The sequence below is a fragment of the Clostridium lamae genome, assembly GCF_033043255.1.
In the GTDB taxonomy this organism is placed as follows: Bacteria; Bacillota; Clostridia; order Clostridiales; family Clostridiaceae; genus Clostridium; species Clostridium lamae.
Genome location: NZ_JASCQJ010000041.1, coordinates 1 through 19128, shown reverse-complemented (window position 1 = coordinate 19128; position 19128 = coordinate 1). Strand labels below are relative to the sequence as shown.

Here is a 19128-nt window from a genome sequence, read left to right as displayed (position 1 = left end):
TAAAAATGTCTGGAAAAAAAGAGAGACTTGATATACTTTTAGTTGAAAAAGGATTATTTACTTCAAGAGAAAGAGCAAAGACAAGTATAATGGCTGGTAAAATATTTGTTGATGGTCAAAGAGTAGATAAAGCCGGTGAAAGAGTAAATATAGATGCAGAAATAATTTTTAAAGGTCAAGAAATACCTTATGTAAGTAGAGGCGGTTTAAAGCTTGAGAAAGCAATAAAGGAATTTGGTATAGAATTAAATGACAAAGTATGTATGGATATAGGAGCTTCTACTGGAGGGTTTACTGATTGTATGCTACAAAATGGATCGAGAAAAGTTTTCTCAATAGACGTAGGATATGGACAATTTGCATGGAAACTTAGAACAGACCCAAGGGTTGTTTGTATGGAGAGAACAAATATAAGATATGTTACTCCTGAGAATATTGGAGAACTAGTAGATTTTGCATCTATAGATGTTTCTTTTATTTCATTAAAGAAAATTATGCCTGCTACCATAAATTTATTAGGTGATAATGGTGAGGTAGTTGCCTTAATTAAACCTCAGTTTGAGGCTGGTAAAGAAAAAGTAGGAAAAAAAGGTGTGGTTAGAGATATAAATGTTCATAATGAAGTAGTTAAAAGTATAGTTGAATATCTCTACTCTGAAAATCTAAATATTTTATCATTAAGTTATTCGCCCATAAAGGGACCGGAAGGGAATATAGAATATTTAGTATATTTTACTAAAGATAAAAATATTGAATCTAGATTTTCTTTAGAAGATATAGAAAAGATTGTGAATGAATCACATAATTTTTTATAATTTTATATTAAATATTATTAAAGGCTTCTAGAATCAACTCGAAGTCTTTAATAAAATTTATGCTGCTAATAAACTATGGGGGGCATGATTGTGAAGAAAGTTGCTATTGCAATAAATTTATTTAAAGATAAAAATATGAAAATTGCGTATAAGGTTGAAGAAAAATTATATGAATATTTTAACGACATAGAAATAATCATGTTAAATAGTTATGATATAATTAATTATAAGTTTAAGGAATTATTAGATCTTATAATAGTATTAGGTGGAGATGGAACCATATTAAGTGTAGCTAGAGGAATAAATGGAAAGCTAGATGTACCTATATTAGGTATTAATATTGGAAATTTAGGATTTTTATCAAGTATAGAATTTTCAGATATAGATAAAGCTTTTAAAAAATTAAGAGATGGGGAATATACTTCTGAAAAAAGAATGTTATTAACTTGCGATTTACCTTTACAAAAAATTGTTAACGAATCACTAGCGCTTAATGATATAGTAATATCTAGAGGTAGCTTATCTAGGATGATAAGTTTTGATATATATATAGATGGAAAAAGGTACTATAATTATAAAGGCGATGGTCTTATTATAGCTACGCCTACAGGATCAACTGCATACTCATTCTCAGCTGGAGGACCATTCGTTTATCCAACTGTAGATGCAATAACATTAACCCCAGTTTGTGCTCATACTACAGGGATTCAGCCAATTGTTCTAAATAGCAATAGCAATATTGAAGTAAGAGTAAAAAGTAATAATGATGAGTTTAATATTATTTTTGATGGTCAAAGGACAATTACTCAAATAGATAAAGCTATAGTAAATATTAGGAAAACAGAAGAGTATGTAAAAATAATTTTATTTGATGACTATGATTATTTTAAAGTATTGAGGTCAAAAATTATAAATAATTGGAAAGATTGTGAAGGTGATTAATTTGAAATCGAGAAGGCATAATAAGATACTAGAAATAATTAATGAAAAGGATATAGAAACTCAAGAAGAATTGGCAGAAGAGCTAAAAATGGCAGGGTTTGATGTTACTCAGGCTACAGTATCAAGAGATATAAAAATATTAAAATTAATAAAAATGCAAGGGATTTCAGGGAATTATAAATATGCTGTTTCTTCAAAGGAAAGTAAAGATATTAACGATAAATTATCAAGTATACTATCAAATGCAGCTATTTCTGTAGAAAATGTTGATAATTTTGTTGTTGTAAAAACTTTAACTGGTTCAGCAATGGCTGTAGCGGAGGCTATTGATAATCTATTCGATACTGAGGTTGCAGGAACAATAGCAGGAGATAATACTATATTTATTTTAGCTAGAAGTTTAGATAAAGCTGAAGAATTAGTTGAAAAAGTAAGAAGAATGATTTTATAAATAAAGGTGATATTATGTTATTGCAATTGAATATAAAGAATTTTGCTTTAATAAGAGAATTGTGTGTTGAATTTGGTAAAGGATTTAATATTTTATCAGGAGAAACAGGGGCTGGTAAGTCTATTTTAATTGATACTATAGACTATGTTTTAGGTGGTAAATTTTCAAAAGACCTAATAAGATATGGAGAAAATAAGACTTTTGTAGAGGCAGTGTTTTCAATAGAAAATCCTGAATTACTAAATTTATTAGAAGAATTAGATATAGAAGATGAACTTTTAATAATTTCTAGAGAGACAACCCTTTCAGGAAAAAGTATAATAAAGATTAATGGGAAGTCTGTTGTATTATCATATTTAAAGAAAGTGAGAGAGAAATTATTAGATATACATGGTCAACATCAAAATCAAAATTTGTTAAATAAATATTATCATATTCTATATTTAGATGACTTCATTGGTGAGGAAATATATTCTTATTTAAATGAATATGAAAATTTAAGAAAAGAGCAAAATTTAATTGATGAAAAAATAAAAGAGTTAAATGGTAATACGGATAGAGAAAAACTGCTAGATTATATTAAGTTTCAAATAGATGATATAGAAAAGGCTAATCTTAAAATTAATGAAGAAGAGGATTTAAAGGAAGAATTCAACCTTCTTTCCAATGCAGAAAAGATTTCATTAGCATTAAGTAAAAGTTATTCTATATTAGATAATCCTATTGAAGGAATATCAGTAATTGAAGGACTATCGAAAACAGTAAATGAACTTTCGAGTGTTGAAAATCACTTTGAAAAGATAAAAGATAAAAGAGAAAAGATAGAAGATTCACTATATATTTTAGAAGAGATAGCAAGGGAAATTAGAGATCTTTCTTCAGAAATTCATTATGATGAATTTGAATTAGAAAAAATAAATTCAAGAATATATGAAATTAGTTTATATAAGAAAAAATATGGTGAATCTGTTGAAGATGTATTAAATTACCTAAATAAATTAAAACAACAATATGATGAATTAGTGAATTCAGAGGAAATAATAAAGAAATTAAATTCTAAAAAAATAGAAATTGAAGAAGAAATGAAAGACCTATGTCTTATAATGACTGATATAAGAAAAAGGCATGCTTTTAATCTTGAAGAAAAAATTAAATATGAGTTAAATTATGTAGGAATGGAAAAATCTATAATAAAAATTGAAATAGAAAATAGTGGTAGCTTTAACTCAAGAGGATTAGATGATGTTACATTTTTAATATCTACAAATCCAGGAGAACCATTAAAGGTTTTAGAAAAGGTAGTTTCTGGAGGAGAACTTTCAAGAATAATGCTTGCAATGAAGTGCGTTTTCGTTGATAAAGATCAGATACCTACATTAATATTTGATGAAATAGATACGGGAATAAGTGGTACTATAGCCAAAAGAGTTGGAGAAAAAATGTTTGAAGTTTCAGCGAAGCATCAAGTTCTATGTATTACACATCTACCTCAGATAGCTGCATTATCAGATTGTCATTATTTTGTTTCTAAAAAAGTTATGGATGGTAAAACTTTTACTGAAATAAAAACTTTAGATAAGTATGAAAAAATTAAGGAAATAGCAAAAATGACTAGTGGTGATGAGGTAAGTGATGTAACTTTAGAAAATGCTTCAGAAATGGTTGCTTTTGCTGAATTAAAAAAACAAGAAATATTAAAATCTGTTTAAATATATACATAAGTAAATATATTTTTGAACACACTAAAATCATGGTTAATTACCATGATTTTATTTTTTTTATTTTTTAAGTAATATATTTAAAATTTTTAACGTTTTTAGCAAACTTAATACAGCATATAAGAATAGATATGAGGGCAAGTTAAATAGAGAAGCAAAGGAGGAGAGAAGATGAAAAATAAAAAAAATAAATACATAGCTGTAATAATAACTCCAATGTTGATTCTGAGTTTATTTACTTACTTCTATTTTTCTAGCAATATACCAAAAAGTATATATATTAATGATGATACTAATAGTGTAAAAGTATCAAATAATTTTTTAATAAAGAACAGCAAAATAATTAAAGATAAATTAGAATTAAAACTATTAGGTTTAATTCCAATTAAATCAGTATCAGTTTCAAAGATAAAAGATTTAGAATTGTATCCTGGGGGGCTTAATGTTGGTATAAAAATTTCTACTAAGGGTGTTTTAGTTGTAGGTCATTCAGAAGTTGAATCTTTTGAAGGGAAAATAGAAAGTCCAGCCAAAATATCAGGAATAGAATTAGGTGATATAATTACTAAAATAAACGGTGAAGAAATTAAAGACTCAAGAGATTTATCTAGAAAAATTAGTAATTTAGATAAAGAAAATATTTCAATAGAATACATGAGAGATGGTATTAATAATAAAAAGGAAGTCCAACTTGAAAAAGAAAATAATGAATATAAACTAGGACTTTGGGTAAGAGACTCTACTGCAGGTATAGGAACATTGACTTTCTATGATAAGAAATCAAATTTATTTGGAGCACTAGGTCATCCGATTACAGATGGAGATACTAATAAGCCATTTACTATAAAGGAAGGTGATTTATTAAATTCATCAGTAATAAGTATTAAAAAAGGGGAGAAAGGTTCACCAGGGGAACTAAAAGGGCTATTTGTAAATGAAAAAGAAAATATAGGTAGCATTGATAAAAATACAGAATCAGGTATTTTTGGAGAAGGCTCAGATAAATTAATAAATCAAATATATAATACACCTTTAAGAGTTGCTTTTAGAAGTGAAATAAAAGAGGGAGCCGCAAAAATAATAACTACAATCGATGAAGAAGGACCTAAAGAGTATGATATAGAAATAATAAAGTTATTGCCACAAGAGGAACCAGGAGCTAAAAGTATGGTAATAAAAGTAGTTGATCAAGAATTGTTAGATAAAACTGGAGGGATTGTCCAAGGGATGAGTGGTAGCCCTATAATACAAGATAATAAATTAATAGGAGCTGTAACTCATGTTCTTATTAACAAACCAGATGTAGGATATGGAATATATATAGAATGGATGCTTAAAGATGCAGGGATAATAGAATAGAGGTATAAATATACATATATTCAAACGAAAAATTTTGAAAAATTTGTAAAAAAACTATTTTATTTAAATAATTTGTGATATAATGAATTAGAATCCTTTATAAAGTGAAAGTATTTTGATAGAATGTCTATTAACATAGTTTATGGATGATTTATAAAGATAAAAATATAAACTACTATTATTTACTCGTTTAATGTGGAGTATACGGGAAGATGGGGGAGAAAAGTATGAATGACTCTAAAATTTCAGTTTTAATAGCTGATGATAACAAAGAATTTTGCAGTATCTTGAATGATTATTTATTAAATCAAAGGGATATAATAGTTACTGCTGTAGCTAAAGATGGAAGGGAAGCTTTAGCTCTAATCGAAGAAAAACAACCAGATCTAGTGGTATTAGATATAATTATGCCACATTTAGATGGATTAGGTGTTTTGGAAAAATTGAATTCTATGAATTTAGAAAAAATGCCAAGAATAATAGTACTTTCTGCAGTAGGTCAAGATAAAATTACTCAAAAAGCTATTACTTTAGGTGCTGATTATTACGTTGTTAAACCTTTCGATATGGATGTATTTACTAAGAGAATAAGAGAATTATTTAATGGATCTTCAAATGAAATAGTAAGAAGACCATCTAGTACAATGATAGAAGCTGAAGTGAAGCCTATATCAAAAGGACCAATAGATTTAGAAACGGAAATTACAAACATAATTCATGAAATAGGAGTTCCAGCTCATATAAAAGGTTATATGTATTTAAGAGAAGCAATAACTATGGTAGTAAACGATATGGAGTTGTTATCAGCAGTTACAAAAGAACTATATCCATCAATAGCTAAAAAATATAATACCACAGCTTCTAGAGTTGAAAGAGCAATAAGACATGCTATAGAAGTTGCTTGGGGTAGAGGTCAAGTTGATGCTATTAATAAGCTATTTGGCTATACAATTCATAATGAAAAGGGTAAGCCAACTAATAGTGAATTTATAGCAATAATAGCTGATAAGCTAAGATTAAAGAATAAAGTATCTTAATTGCTTGTAAGGTACTGAAATATGGTAAGAACATATAATTGATATTCTGTAAATTTATATTAAAAAGTTGACTAATATGTTTTTAGCCTACGAAACGGTATATTTATACATGTAAAAATACTTCTATTTGCAAATACAAAAATGTATTAGAAAATGGAGGTATTTTTTTTATGGAAAGAAGTATTGGTTGTATGCATGCTTGATATATTGTAACGTTAATAATAAGAGTCAGTTACTATGAACTAATTGATTATTAAGTGAATAAAATAACATATATAATGGTCTTTTACATTTATATTATAATAAACAAAAGATAGAAATGAGTGATAAATTATGTTAAATATGGGACTAGGGAACTATATATATATTGGGACTGGTTCATCACGAAATGTATTCGATTTAGGAAATGGGTATGTTATGAAAGTTGCAAAAAATAGAGCTGGAATTGCACAAAATATGAATGAATATAGAATCTCATCAATAGATTCTTCTAATTTATTTGCTGAAGTTATAAGGGTTTCGAGAGGGTTTGATATCTTAGTAATGAGGAAAGCATATAGAATAAAAAAATTTAGCGAGATACTAGCATATTATAAAGTTAGAAGTGCGGAAGAACTGTTTAGTTTAAATGAATTTCAAAATATTCAATATGAATATAATCTATTACCTTGTGATTTAAGGAGAGTAAGTAGTTGGGGGATAATCAATGGAAGACCAACAATTATTGATTATGGTTTTACGCGAGAAGTAAGAGAAAAATATTATAGTTTTTTAAATAATAGAGCAATATTCTATTAAGTACGGAAAGTAGTCTGTGATTCTTTTAATATAATATATTTTGAAGAGTACACAGGCTATTTTTAACAGTAACAGTGTGTTATACTATATAATAGTTATATCTTATTCATAGAACAAACAAAAGGTATTAATATAGAAACATTTATATATGTATCAAATCAAAAGACTATGGTTAAATTAGTTAAATTTATGTGGATACATAAGTAAAAGGAGATAGTATGGATTTAGAAGAAAAAATAATAAATCAAAAATTAATATATAAGGGAAGCTTTTTAGAAATAATAAATGTAGATGTAAATCTGCCTGATGGGAGTAATACATCTAGAGATATAGTGAAGCATCCAGGAGCAACTGCAATTATTGCATTCCTAGATGAAGAAAATATTATTCTAGTAGAGCAATTCAGGTTACCTTTAAATAGGGTTATGTTAGAAATACCTGCGGGAAAACTTAATAAAAATGAAGAAATTATTGAGTGTGCACGTAGAGAACTACAAGAAGAAACAGGATATAGAGCTAAGAATATGGAGTATTTAGGATGTATTGCTACGGCACCAGGTTTTTGTGATGAAATAATATATTTATATAAAGCCACAGATTTAACGTTAGGTGACAAATGCGAAGATGAAGATGAATTCACAAATGTAAAAATTCTTAACATAAATACTGTAAAAGAAATGATTAAAAAAGGTGAAATAATTGATGGCAAAACAATAAGTATGTTTAGTTATCTTTAATGTTAAAAAGGCTATATTAAGTTGATAAATAAATCAATTTAATATAGCTTTTTTTGAATTAATAAGAAAAATTAATACTTTTTTTATTTACATATATTCAATTATGAATAATAAAGAAATTACTATCATAGTATGATTTATAGAAATTTATTAGGGGGAGTATTATGAACTTGATTGAAAAAATGAATTCTAACTTCAAGGAGAATAAATTATTCTACTTATTAGTACTAACATTTTTCTTTGTTGGAATATTATTAGGGGCATATACCATAAAATATATGGATGGAGTAGATGCAAAGGATTTATCTGATTATTTTACAGGATTTATTAAAAGTATAAATAATCAAGAAATTAAAACTAATGAATTACTGTTTAGCATAATAAAAAACAACATATTGATTATCATACTTATAATAGCACTTGGATTCACAGTATTTGGAGCTCCTTTAATTTTAATCATTGATTTAGTTAAAGGATTTACTTTGGGATATACCTTTAGCTTTTTATTAACCACTTTTGAAGGAAAAGGTATTTGGATAGCTTTAACTTCAACTATACCACAAAATTTACTTTATATACCTTTTTTTGTAGGCATAAGTATAATTTCATTAGAATTATCATCAGCTAAAATTAAAGAAAAGTTTTTTGGAGGAGCAAGATTTAACAAAGCTATATATAGTGGACTAGCTCTGAAATTATCCTTCTTATTTATATTATTTATAGTAGGAGTTTTGGTTGAGTGTTATCTGAGTCCAGGACTAATAAGATTAGTAGTTACTAATGTTTATAAAATAACCTAAACCAATGAAAATAAAGAAGGGATTTAGATTTTTTTGTCGAATAAATAATGTATTAGGATAGGGGAGTATTATGAAAGAAATTGTTAATAATTATAAGGAAGCTTTATTAAAAAGTCATAAAAGTGAAAATACTGTTTATGCCTATGTAACAGATGTAAATTTATATGTAAAATATTTAAATAGTAAAGAAATCAAAATAAATGAAACTGATAATGTATCAGTACTAGGTTATATTCAGCATTTACTAAGTCAAGGAAAATCTGAGAGGTCAATTAATAGAATTGTAATAAGCCTAAGGAGCTTTTATAATTACTTAAAAGATCAAGAAGTAGTTAGTGAAATCCCTAAAATTTATTACAAGAATACTACCACTACAAGGAAATTACCAGAAATTCTAACTATTGAAGAGGTAGACAGAATAATTAGAATTGTAGATAAGGATTCTAATAAAGGAATTAGAGATAATGCTTTATTAGAGCTTATGTATGCAACTGGAATGAAAGTTTCTGAAATAATTAATATTAAAGTTTATGATATTAATTTAGAATTGAATTTCGTAAAATGTATAGATAATAAGCATTTTGAAAGATTAATACCAATTGGAAGAAGTGCAGTTGAAGCATTAAAAGAATACTTTAGTATTAGGGATAGAATTGCATGTGCAGGTGTAGATAATCTATTCGTTAATTTAAATGGTAATCAATTAACACGACAAGGTGTTTGGAGAATTGTTAAGGAATATTCACATAGAGCAGGAATAAAAAAAGATGTTAATTTAAATACTTTTAGACATTCCTTTGCTGTACATTTATTACAAAATGGCGCAAATGTAAGGGCAGTGCAAAAGCTTTTAGGAAATCAAGTATTAACTTATATGGACACATATTATGAAATTATAAATAACGACAAAATTAATATTGTTTATAAAAATTCCCATCCTAGAGCATAATAATGTCATAGAATTTATAATTCTAGGCTTTATAGTTGAAAGGAGTAGATGCGGTGAAAAGAGTTATATTAGTAGTAATGGATAGTTTAGGAGCTTATGAATTACCAAATGCATATCTCTATGGTGATGTTGGTAGTCATACGCTAGACAATACTTATAAAGCCTGTGGGGAATTGAAGATTGATAATCTTGAAAATTTAGGATTTTGAAATAAAAAAGGGGTAAAATATTTAATTAAAGTAAAAGATAATATTGGAACTTATGGTAAACTTCTGAAGTATCAAAGGGAAAGGATACAGTAACAGGGCACTGGGAAATTGGAGGAGTAATTCTTGATACTCCTTTTAACACATAGCCTAATGGTTTTTCAGAAGATATGATTAATAAGTTTTTACAAAATGATATTAAAGGAAAAAGTTTTTAAAATAATATACGTAAATAATAGGAGGTCATATTCTTATGAGAATGTATGACATTATACTGAAAAAGAGAAAAGGTCTAGAATTAACAAAAGAAGAAATTAATTATTTTGTGCAAGGTTTTACTAATGGAGAAATACCTGATTACCAAGCTTCTGCACTACTTATGGCAATATTTTTTAATAAGATGAATATGAAAGAAACTTCAGAATTAACTATGGCTATGGTTAATTCAGGAGATGTAATAGATTTATCTTCAATAAATGGAGTTAAAGTCGATAAACATTCAACTGGTGGAGTTGGTGATAAAACTAGTATTTGTTTAACTCCTTTAGTTGCGTCTATAGGAGTACCAGTATCAAAGATGTCTGGTAGAGGGTTGGGACATACTGGGGGAACTATTGATAAACTAGAGTCATTCAGTGGTTTTTCAGTAGAGCTTACTGAAGAGCAATTCATTAAAAATTCTAATGAGATTGGAATAGCTTTAATGGGTCAAACTGGAAATATAGTTCCTGCTGACAAAAAACTATATGCTTTAAGAGATGTTACAGCAACAGTTGATAATATGTCATTAATAGCTTCAAGTATTATGAGTAAAAAAATTGCATCAGGTGCAGATGCAATAGTATTGGATGTAAAAGTTGGAGATGGAGCTTTTATGAAGACGCCTGAAGAGGCAAGGTCACTTGCAAAGGAAATGGTGGATATTGGTACATCAGTTGGTAGAAGAACTATTGGAGTAATATCAGATATGAATCAACCTTTGGGGTATGCAATTGGAAATGCTTTAGAAGTAAAAGAGGCTATAGAGTTATTAAAAGGGAATGGACCAAAGGATTTATTAGAACTAACTTTAACATTAGGAAGCTATATGCTTGTTTGTGGCAATAAAGTTAATACCTTTGAAGAAGGTAAGCAATTATTATTAGAAAATATAAGTAATGGTAAGGGAATAGAAAAGTTAAAAGAATTTATTAAAGCTCAAGGGGGAGACCCATCCTTTGTAGATGATACTGATAAGCTTCCAAAGGCGAAATACGTTGAAGAAGTAAGAGCTGTTAATAGTGGGGTAATAAGAAGAATTAATGCTGAAGCATTTGGATTAATAGCTATGGAATTAGGGGCTGGAAGAGAGACTAAGGAAAGTGATATAGATCTTTCAGTAGGAATAGTATTAAATAAAAAGAGGGAAGATGAAGTAAAAGAAGGAGACATTCTAGCCTACATTCATAGTAATGATATAGATAACATAGAAAAGGCTAAAAACAATATTTTAAAGAACATAATTATATGTGAGAAAATTGAAGAAAAGATTCCTTTAATATATGACATAGTACAGTAGTTTAAAAATATGATAAGAAGATTTATTCTTTTTATCATATTTTTATTTTTATTGGTAATAATAAGCTTGAAAGGAGGAAATATGATGTATAAAAATAATTTTAAAAAGGTGGTTGCACTTTCTTTAAGTTTATTATCTTTAAATATTTTACCTGTTCGTGCTTATGTAGAACCAGATAAAAATGAAGTTGAAACTTATGAAGAATGGAGCAGTCAAACATTTAGTGAAGAAGGAATAAATGTGGATGCAAAATCTGCATTATTAATTGAGCCGACTACTGGCAAAATATTATATGAAAAAAATCCAGATGAAAAATTTGCTCCAGCATCTGTAACAAAAATAATGACAATGTTATTAACTATGGAGGCAGTGGATAGTGGTAAAATTTCTTTAAATGATAAGGTAACATGTAGTGAAAATGCTAAAAAAATGGGTGGAAGCACAATGCTCCTCGATACTGGAGAGGTAAGAACAGTTGAAGAGTTATTAAAAGGTGTTGCGATTGCATCTGGTAATGATGCTGCCGTTGCATTAGCTGAATATCTAAGTGGTACAGAAGAAGCATTTGTAGAAATGATGAATAGAAGAGCTCAGGAACTTGGGATGACTAACACAACTTTTAAAAATTCTAATGGTTTACCAAGTGATGGGCATTTATCAACAGCTAGAGATATAGCTACTATGTCATTAGAATTGTTAAAACATCCTACTATATTAAAATATACAGGAACATATATGGAAACTATATCAGAAGGTAGATTATCACCAATAGAATTAGTTAACCATAACAAACTAGTAAGATTTTTTGAAGGTTGTGACGGATTAAAAACAGGATATACTGAAGAGGCTAAATACTGTATTTCAACCACAGCTACAAGAAATGGAGTTAGAATGCTTTCAGTAATTATGGGAGCACCAACATATAAAATAAGAAATAGAGATGCTGGAATGCTTCTAAATTACGGATTTTCTAAGTTTGAAGGTAAGAAAGTATTAACTAAAGATGAAGAAGTTGAGAACATATACTTAAGTAAAAATACAGATAAATATTTTATAGCAAAAGCTAAAAATGACTTGATTGCTATTGTTCCTAAGGGTGATAATAACGAAATAGATAAAAAAATAGTTATAGATGATCTTAAGAAGGAATATAAAGAAGGAGATATCATAGGAAAGTGTGAAGCCTATATTGGAGAAAATAAAATAGGCGAAGTAGATTTATATTCTGATAGAGACATTAAATTAGGAGGATTCTTTGAAAACTTCAAGTTTAATATGAAGAATATGTTTAAAAAAGGTATATAGAAAGGGATTCTAATTAGAATCCCTTTCTTGTTATAAAAAAGGTTGTTCTTTATAAATAATCTTGTTATTATATTCTAGGAAATAGAAAATTAAAGGCGGATGAGAAATATGGAAATGCCGAAGGTTAAAGTAGCAAATTTTGAAGGTCCATTTGATTTATTATTACATTTAATTAGGAAAAATGAAATGGATATATATAATATTGAAATATATAAGATAACAAATCAATATTTAAAGTATTTAGATGATATGAAAATTATGGATTTAGATATAACATCTGAATTTATAGTAGTAGCAGCAACATTGATAGAAATTAAATCTAAGAAACTATTACCAGTTATTAAGAATAATGAAGAACAAGAAGAAGATATAGAGAAAAACTTAATGAATAGACTTATAGAATATAAGAAAATAAAGGGAGCAGCATTATTTTTAAAAGAGAAATACATTAGTTCTGGTGATATTTATACTAAGAAGCCTGAAATAATAGAGGATACAAATATAGTTAACAAAGAAGATATATTTAAAAATATTACTTTATTGGATTTGTATAATATTTACAATAAATTAATTGAAAATTTTCTTATGAAGCAAAATAAAGAAAATATAATTCAAAGAAAAATATATGTTGATAAATATAAAATTGAAGATAAAATGAATGATTTAATTTCAAGCTTTAATAATAATAAAATAATTAAATTTAAAGATATAATTAGAGAAAGTCAATGTAAGTTAGAGTCTGTTGTAACATTTTTAGCTTTATTGGAACTTATAAAACTTAGAATTATCAAAGTATATCAAGATAATAATTTCGATGACATTTTGATTGAAAGGAGATCGGCAAATGAATAAATTAGAAGTAGCACAATATGAATTCGAGGAAGTATCTTCAAAACCTAAAATAAAGTCATTAATAGAATCTCTCCTATTTGTAAGTGGAGATCCTCTTACCATAAAGGATTTGAGTAATACCTTGGATATTTCAAGTAAGATTATTAAGGGTGTATTGGATGAAATGCAAAATGAGTATGAAGAAGAAAAAAGAGGAATAAAATTAATATCTATAAATGGTGAATTTCAGCTAGTAACTAAAGCTGAAAGTAGCGATTATATACAGAAATTATTAAGAAAAAATAAAAGACAATCTTTATCACAAGCTTCGTTAGAAAGCTTAGCTATAATATCATATAAGCAACCAATTACAAGAGTAGATATAGATGAAATAAGAGGGGTTAAATCTGAAAGTGCTATACAAAGATTAATAGAAAAAGATTTAATAAAAGAGGTTGGAAGATTAGAAGTTCCAGGAAGACCAATTTTATTTGGTACTACTGAAGAATTTTTAAGACAGTTTGGCTTAAAAGAATTAAATGAATTACCGTCTTTAGATCTATATTCAGAACAAGAGGAAGCTTCAATAGATTTATTAAATGATGCTATGAAAGAAATATAAGATATATTTTAGAATTTTCTAAAATATATCTTATAAATACTAGAATATGTTGTTAGAAGATGAATCAGTATCATCACATGGATTATCTTCAACATTAGGATTTTTATTTTTTGCTTTATTTTTATCATTATTGAAGAAATTTTTAAACATATCAAGAATTTGTGGAACAGAATCTACAATTCTATCATATGTATTATTTTGATCTACTGGAAGTAGCCTTACAGCATCTTCTCTAAGTACTAAGAATGCAACAGGCTTAACTGTAACACCGGCTCCAGATCCACCTCCAAAAGGGTATTTGCTTTCTTTATCAGTGGGAGTATTGCAATTATTTCCAAAATCACTTCCACCAGATGCAAAACCAAAGGTTACTTTTGATATAGGTATTATGTAGCTACCATCTTTAGTTTCGACTGCATCACCTATAACTGTATTAACATCTATCATATCTCTTAGATTTTCCATGGTACTTTTCATTAAATTTTCAACAGGATGTTCGATTGACATAAATATCTCCCTATTCGGGAGTCACCTCCTTAATTTCAAAAGATTTATACATTAAAAATAACATATATATAATATTAGCAATATTAAAGTAAAATATACTAGTTATGCCAAAAGATATAGTGTTTTTATTAAATTTTGGTATAATATCTAATTTTATATTTTTTATTTGAAATATTTTTTCTAATATTAGTCCAAGAAAAGTTGGTAAATTACATAATAATCCATAAAGTATTGCACAACAAGCAGCATCTTCAATACCAAAAAATAAATTACCATATATTCTTATTAGAGGTTTGAATTTATTACAGGAAATATTCTTATATAACTTTTTTATAGATATTTTTTTTATAATTTTTTTACGTTTAAGGGGTGAGGATTTAATGGCTCTTTTATTTTTATATTTTATTGTAGTTTCTTTTTTTAAATCAATATCAGTTTTTCTTAGAAGTTTTTTTAATAAATTATTTTCAATACCGTTAGATGATGAAAAGATACGTGAATTAAATAATTTTAAAATTAATACACCATCATTAAAGCTTATATTGATTTTTAATGGTATAGGAAAAATAAGTATTAATATTATGATTAAAAGGATTAATATTAAAGCCACTTTCACACTCCTTTCTAAATTATTTAAATAAATAATCTAATTAAATAAGTAAAAAAAGTAAAAATAATGTTTAAAAAATATCTTTTAGAACAAACTACTCATAGATGGTTAGTACAGAGGGTGATTTTATGAAAGTTTTAAAAAAAGTTATTTTTACTATTTTATTAGTATTATTGACACTACAATGGAATATTTATTCAGCGAAAGCATTTATTGACGATGATATAGATATGGATAATGATATAGCAGACATGATTGATGAAGATTATATTGATATTGATGGGAATAAAGTTGATATCAAATTGCCGTTAAAGGTATCTGCTAGAAATGCAATAGCTATAGATTCAGAAAGTAGGCAAGTATTATGGAACCAAAATGGATATGAAATTGTTCCAATGGCCAGTACTACTAAGATTTTAACTTCCCTTATAGCAATAAATTATGGAGATTTAGATAGAAAAGTAACCATCAGTAAAAATGCTTCATCTATTAGGGGATCAACTGTAGGATATAGAGCTGGTGAGGAAATTACAATGCGAGAATTATTATTTGGATTAATGTTTAAGTCCGGTAATGATGCTGCTATTGCAATAGCAGAAGATATAGCTGGTTCAGTAGAAAACTTTTCTAATATAATGAATGATTTTGCTAAAAGTTTGGGAATTATTAACTCACATTTCGAATCTCCACATGGATTGGATAGTGAAAAACATTACTCTTCAGCTTATGACTTAGCGATATTAACAGCTAAAGGAATGGAGTATGATTTTTTTAGAGAAATTGTAGGAGAAAAGGTCATATATAAAGATAAATATAATTTTACAAGAGATTATCAAAATATAAATAAAATATTATATAGAATACCTGGAGCCAATGGTGTAAAGACTGGTTATACAGGAGGAGCTGGTAAATGTTTAGTTTCATCTGTTAATCATGAAGGTAGAAATATAATTATAGTAGTTTTGAATTGTGTAGATAGATGGAATGTGACAGAAAAAATATTTAATTATGTCATAAAAACTAATACATTTATCGAAACATCAAACAAGGATATTTTAGAAAAGGAAAACCTTGCAGGATTAGGTAAAATAATAGAAGATGATGAAGTAACATATGGATATAAAGAAAAAGATATAGTAGAAGTAGAAGTATTCAATAGAACTTCTCAAGTAGAAAGCGGAGATATTCTGGGGAAAATATCAATTAAAGATGAGAAACAAGAAAATAGTAAATTTCCTTTAATAAGTAATATAAATATGAGTAAAGAAGAATTTGATAATATAATCTTTAAAAAGTAGAAGTTAATCCTTCTACTTTTTTTATAAAAAATATAGTGTAACAAAATGAAAAATAGAAAATAATCTATTAATGTGTAAGAAATCTAATGGGGAGATTCTAATAATGAAAGAAGCTGTTGACTGTATAGATGCTGGAACAGAATTTTGTCCTTGTCATCTTGCAGAATCAAATGAGTGTATATTATGTTCTCAATTACAAGGAAGCTGTTTTTGTGATTGCTTAAATTGGAATGGGGTATGTATTTATCATGAATTTATTAATAATGGATCTAAATCAAAAGAAGGAAGAAAAACATATAATTGTTTAGTTGAAAAGAAGGTATTATACCAAGATGATGTTCTTTTAATTAAGTTTAAAGCTCCACATAAATTAGTAATGGATTTAGTTAAACCTGGAAGCTTCATATTTATAAGAACCAATGAAAATATATATTTTGATGTACCTATTTCAATCTTGGAATCAAATGTAGAAACAAATATAGTAACTATAATGATAGAAATAAGAGGAATAAAAACAAAGAAATTACTTGATATAGTGGAAGGGGGAGAAATTACTATTAGAGGGCCGTATTGGAATGGAGTTTTTGGACTTAAAAATATTAATAAGCAAATTAATAAGAATGTATTAGTTATAGCTAGAGGCATTGGAATGGCTCCTATGATTCCGGTAATTAGAAAGTTATCTTTAAATAATAATAATATAAATTTAATTCTGGATAAGTCACCATATAAAGATAATTATGTTAAAGAATTTTTATCAGGTTATGATTTAAATATGATAGAAGAGTCAGTAATAGAAAAGGGACAACTAAGTGATGAGGTAAAGGTTCTAATAAAATCATTTATAAAAGATAAAGAAGTAAGTTATATTCATATAGCTGGAGCTGATATTTTAACTGTAAAAATAATAGATTTTTTAGATGACTTACAAGGAGAAGATATTAAATTATCCTGTTGCAATAATATAAAAATGTGCTGTGGAGAAGGGGTATGTGGTAGTTGTACAGCTAGATTTTCAGGGCATAGAGTAAAACGTTTTTGTAAAGTTCAAGCTGATCCAAGAAATGTATTTGAAGGGAGAAGATTTATATGATAAAGGTTATTATAGTTGGTGGAGGCTGGGCTGGAGCAGCAGCTGCAATTACAGCAAAAAAAGCAGGTGCAGAAGTTCACCTTTATGAAAAAACTGATTTATTATTAGGCCTTGGAAATGTTGGGGGAATAATGAGAAATAACGGAAGGTGGACAGCTTCAGAAGAATTAATAGATCTTGGTGCTGGAGATTTGATTGATATTGTTGATAATACAGCTAGACATAAAGATATAGAATTTCCAGGTCATAAGCATGCAACGTTATATGATGTAAATTTAATAGAAGGTAAAGTAAGTAAGTATTTAGAGGATATAGGTATAAATATTCATATAGAAAGTAGAGTTACTGATGTTAATTTAGAAGGGAGCAAGATTAAGGGAATATATCTTAGTGATGGTAGTTATGAAGAGGGGGATGTATTTATTGAAACAACAGGAACAACAGGTCCAATGGGAAATTGCTTAAGATATGGGAATGGATGTTCAATGTGCATTTTGCGATGTCCAGCATTTGGACCAAGACTTAGTATAAGTGAAAGATGTGGTGTTTCAGATATACATGGAGAAAGAGATTCAGATACATTAGGAGCGATTTCAGGTTCCTGTAAATTAGCTAAAGAAAGTTTATCAAAAGAGATTGTTGAAAAGTTAGATAGAACAGGATGCGTTATATTAGAAGTTCCAGAGGAAGATATTAACTATGATAAGCTTAATGCTAAGGTGTGTCAGCAATATGCTTTAAAGGAATTTGCAGAAAATATTATTTTATTAGATACTGGACATGCTAAACTAATGACCACTTACTATCCTTTGAAAAAATTAAGGAAAATAAAAGGATTAGAAAATGCAAAATATGTAGATCCATATGCAGGAAGTAAGGGGAACTCAATAAGATATTTATCAGTAGCTCCAAGAACTAATGATTTAAAAGTAAAGGGAGTAGATAATTTATTCTGTGCAGGAGAGAAGTCGGGGTTATTTGTTGGACATACAGAAGCAATTGTAACTGGTTCTTTAGCAGGGCATAATTCAGTAAGACTAGCTATGGGAATACCACTATTAATTTTACCTTCATCAATTGCAATAGGAGATATCATTTCATATGCAAATGAAAAAGCTGAAAGCAGAGAAGGAAGAAAAAATAGATACACTTTTGCAGGAGCTGAATACTTTAAGAGAATGAAGGATTTAGGTCTATACACTAAAGATAAAGATGAAATAAAGCAAAGAATTAGCAAAGTTAATTTGGATAATGTATTTAATCAAAAATTAATATAAGTAGTTAAGCACTTAGTTTATTCTAAGTGCTTTTTATGTGTTATTCAAATTATATACTTAAATAAAATACTCGTAAATAAGTATTAGGATGAAAATAAAAAGTTATGTTTATCTTAAAATTAAATAAATAGAAAATTAAATGTAAAGTATAATATTTTTGTAGAGTAAATATGAAAATATTATTAGAGGAGACAATATCTCGGTAAATAATATAA

20 protein-coding genes are annotated in these 19128 nt (G+C 27.4%); 18 read left to right on the top strand and 2 right to left on the bottom strand.

Annotated features, from left to right (window positions below; translation table 11 throughout):
• The first annotated feature begins 5 nt into the window (after positions 1-5).
• From QK892_RS15120 to scpB, 15 genes are all read left to right on the top strand, one after another.
• Complete coding sequence (locus tag QK892_RS15120; RefSeq protein ID WP_317274381.1) at positions 6-815, top strand: TlyA family RNA methyltransferase; 810 nt, start codon at positions 6-8, stop codon at positions 813-815.
• A 90-nt stretch (positions 816-905) separates the two neighbouring features.
• Positions 906-1757 (top strand): NAD(+)/NADH kinase, encoded by an 852-nt coding sequence (locus tag QK892_RS15115; RefSeq protein WP_317274380.1) that lies wholly within the window; start codon positions 906-908, stop codon positions 1755-1757.
• A 1-nt stretch (position 1758) separates the two neighbouring features.
• On the top strand, positions 1759-2208 hold the full coding sequence (locus QK892_RS15110) for an arginine repressor (RefSeq protein WP_317274379.1): 450 nt from the start codon (positions 1759-1761) through the stop codon (positions 2206-2208).
• A 14-nt stretch (positions 2209-2222) separates the two neighbouring features.
• Positions 2223-3917 (top strand): DNA repair protein RecN, encoded by a 1695-nt coding sequence (gene recN / locus QK892_RS15105; protein WP_317274378.1) that lies wholly within the window; start codon positions 2223-2225, stop codon positions 3915-3917.
• A gap of 180 nt (positions 3918-4097) precedes the next feature.
• Positions 4098-5285: a SpoIVB peptidase gene (gene spoIVB, locus QK892_RS15100; RefSeq protein WP_317274377.1), complete on the top strand. Its 1188-nt coding sequence runs from the start codon at positions 4098-4100 to the stop codon at positions 5283-5285.
• Between the two features lie 227 nt (positions 5286-5512).
• On the top strand, positions 5513-6322 hold the full coding sequence (gene spo0A, locus QK892_RS15095; RefSeq protein ID WP_317274376.1) for a sporulation transcription factor Spo0A: 810 nt from the start codon (positions 5513-5515) through the stop codon (positions 6320-6322).
• A gap of 333 nt (positions 6323-6655) precedes the next feature.
• Entirely contained in the window at positions 6656-7120 is a 465-nt protein-coding gene (locus tag QK892_RS15090; RefSeq protein ID WP_317274375.1) for a hypothetical protein, read from the top strand.
• 218 nt (positions 7121-7338) lie between these two features.
• Complete coding sequence (locus QK892_RS15085) at positions 7339-7857, top strand: NUDIX hydrolase (RefSeq protein ID WP_317274374.1); 519 nt, start codon at positions 7339-7341, stop codon at positions 7855-7857.
• Positions 7858-8021: 164 nt separating this feature from the next.
• A complete protein-coding gene (gene spoIIM / locus QK892_RS15080) occupies positions 8022-8657 on the top strand; it encodes a stage II sporulation protein M (RefSeq protein ID WP_317274373.1) in 636 nt (211 codons plus the stop codon).
• Between the two features lie 70 nt (positions 8658-8727).
• Complete coding sequence (locus tag QK892_RS15075; RefSeq protein WP_317274372.1) at positions 8728-9606, top strand: tyrosine-type recombinase/integrase; 879 nt, start codon at positions 8728-8730, stop codon at positions 9604-9606.
• A 53-nt stretch (positions 9607-9659) separates the two neighbouring features.
• On the top strand, positions 9660-9815 hold the full coding sequence (locus QK892_RS15070; protein WP_317274371.1) for a hypothetical protein: 156 nt from the start codon (positions 9660-9662) through the stop codon (positions 9813-9815).
• Between the two features lie 250 nt (positions 9816-10065).
• Positions 10066-11370, top strand: a complete 1305-nt coding sequence (locus QK892_RS15065; protein ID WP_317274370.1) for a pyrimidine-nucleoside phosphorylase — start codon at positions 10066-10068, stop codon at positions 11368-11370.
• 84 nt (positions 11371-11454) lie between these two features.
• Positions 11455-12675 carry a D-alanyl-D-alanine carboxypeptidase family protein gene (locus tag QK892_RS15060; RefSeq protein WP_317274403.1) on the top strand — a complete coding sequence of 407 codons (1221 nt, stop codon included), beginning with the start codon at positions 11455-11457 and terminating at the stop codon, positions 12673-12675.
• Positions 12676-12783: 108 nt separating this feature from the next.
• Positions 12784-13527: a segregation/condensation protein A gene (locus QK892_RS15055; protein WP_317274369.1), complete on the top strand. Its 744-nt coding sequence runs from the start codon at positions 12784-12786 to the stop codon at positions 13525-13527.
• Positions 13520-14128 (top strand): SMC-Scp complex subunit ScpB, encoded by a 609-nt coding sequence (scpB, locus tag QK892_RS15050; protein ID WP_317274368.1) that lies wholly within the window; start codon positions 13520-13522, stop codon positions 14126-14128. Before QK892_RS15055 ends, scpB begins: the two co-directional genes overlap by 8 nt.
• Before the next feature lie 39 nt (positions 14129-14167).
• Here scpB and ytfJ read toward each other — a convergent pair whose 3' ends face one another.
• Complete coding sequence (gene ytfJ / locus QK892_RS15045; protein WP_317274367.1) at positions 14168-14635, bottom strand: GerW family sporulation protein; 468 nt, start codon at positions 14633-14635, stop codon at positions 14168-14170.
• A gap of 10 nt (positions 14636-14645) precedes the next feature.
• A complete protein-coding gene (locus tag QK892_RS15040) occupies positions 14646-15245 on the bottom strand; it encodes a DUF2953 domain-containing protein (RefSeq protein WP_317274366.1) in 600 nt (199 codons plus the stop codon).
• Positions 15246-15496: 251 nt separating this feature from the next.
• Here QK892_RS15040 and QK892_RS15035 point away from each other — a divergent pair, with 251 nt between their 5' ends.
• From QK892_RS15035 to QK892_RS15025, 3 genes are all read left to right on the top strand, one after another.
• On the top strand, positions 15497-16543 hold the full coding sequence (locus QK892_RS15035) for a D-alanyl-D-alanine carboxypeptidase family protein (protein ID WP_394855041.1): 1047 nt from the start codon (positions 15497-15499) through the stop codon (positions 16541-16543).
• A gap of 103 nt (positions 16544-16646) precedes the next feature.
• A complete protein-coding gene (locus tag QK892_RS15030; RefSeq protein ID WP_394855040.1) occupies positions 16647-17636 on the top strand; it encodes a sulfide/dihydroorotate dehydrogenase-like FAD/NAD-binding protein in 990 nt (329 codons plus the stop codon).
• Complete coding sequence (locus QK892_RS15025; RefSeq protein WP_317274401.1) at positions 17636-18913, top strand: FAD-dependent oxidoreductase; 1278 nt, start codon at positions 17636-17638, stop codon at positions 18911-18913. The genes QK892_RS15030 and QK892_RS15025 overlap by 1 nt, the downstream gene beginning before the upstream one ends.
• Positions 18914-19128 lie beyond the last annotated feature (215 nt).

Bases quoted from the DNA above. Each gene is read 5' to 3' on its own strand.
- QK892_RS15120 (WP_317274381.1), top strand. From the start codon at position 6: ATGTCTGGAAAAAAAGAGAGACTTGATATACTTTTAGTTGAAAAAGGA.
- recN (WP_317274378.1), top strand. From the start codon at position 2,223: ATGTTATTGCAATTGAATATAAAGAATTTTGCTTTAATAAGAGAATTG.
- spoIVB (WP_317274377.1), top strand. From the start codon at position 4,098: ATGAAAAATAAAAAAAATAAATACATAGCTGTAATAATAACTCCAATG.
- spo0A (WP_317274376.1), top strand. From the start codon at position 5,513: ATGAATGACTCTAAAATTTCAGTTTTAATAGCTGATGATAACAAAGAA.
- QK892_RS15090 (WP_317274375.1), top strand. From the start codon at position 6,656: ATGTTAAATATGGGACTAGGGAACTATATATATATTGGGACTGGTTCA.
- QK892_RS15085 (WP_317274374.1), top strand. From the start codon at position 7,339: ATGGATTTAGAAGAAAAAATAATAAATCAAAAATTAATATATAAGGGA.
- spoIIM (WP_317274373.1), top strand. From the start codon at position 8,022: ATGAACTTGATTGAAAAAATGAATTCTAACTTCAAGGAGAATAAATTA.
- QK892_RS15075 (WP_317274372.1), top strand. From the start codon at position 8,728: ATGAAAGAAATTGTTAATAATTATAAGGAAGCTTTATTAAAAAGTCAT.
- QK892_RS15065 (WP_317274370.1), top strand. From the start codon at position 10,066: ATGAGAATGTATGACATTATACTGAAAAAGAGAAAAGGTCTAGAATTA.
- QK892_RS15060 (WP_317274403.1), top strand. From the start codon at position 11,455: ATGTATAAAAATAATTTTAAAAAGGTGGTTGCACTTTCTTTAAGTTTA.
- QK892_RS15055 (WP_317274369.1), top strand. From the start codon at position 12,784: ATGGAAATGCCGAAGGTTAAAGTAGCAAATTTTGAAGGTCCATTTGAT.
- scpB (WP_317274368.1), top strand. From the start codon at position 13,520: ATGAATAAATTAGAAGTAGCACAATATGAATTCGAGGAAGTATCTTCA.
- ytfJ (WP_317274367.1), bottom strand. From the start codon at position 14,635: ATGTCAATCGAACATCCTGTTGAAAATTTAATGAAAAGTACCATGGAA.
- QK892_RS15035 (WP_394855041.1), top strand. From the start codon at position 15,497: ATGATTGATGAAGATTATATTGATATTGATGGGAATAAAGTTGATATC.
- QK892_RS15030 (WP_394855040.1), top strand. From the start codon at position 16,647: ATGAAAGAAGCTGTTGACTGTATAGATGCTGGAACAGAATTTTGTCCT.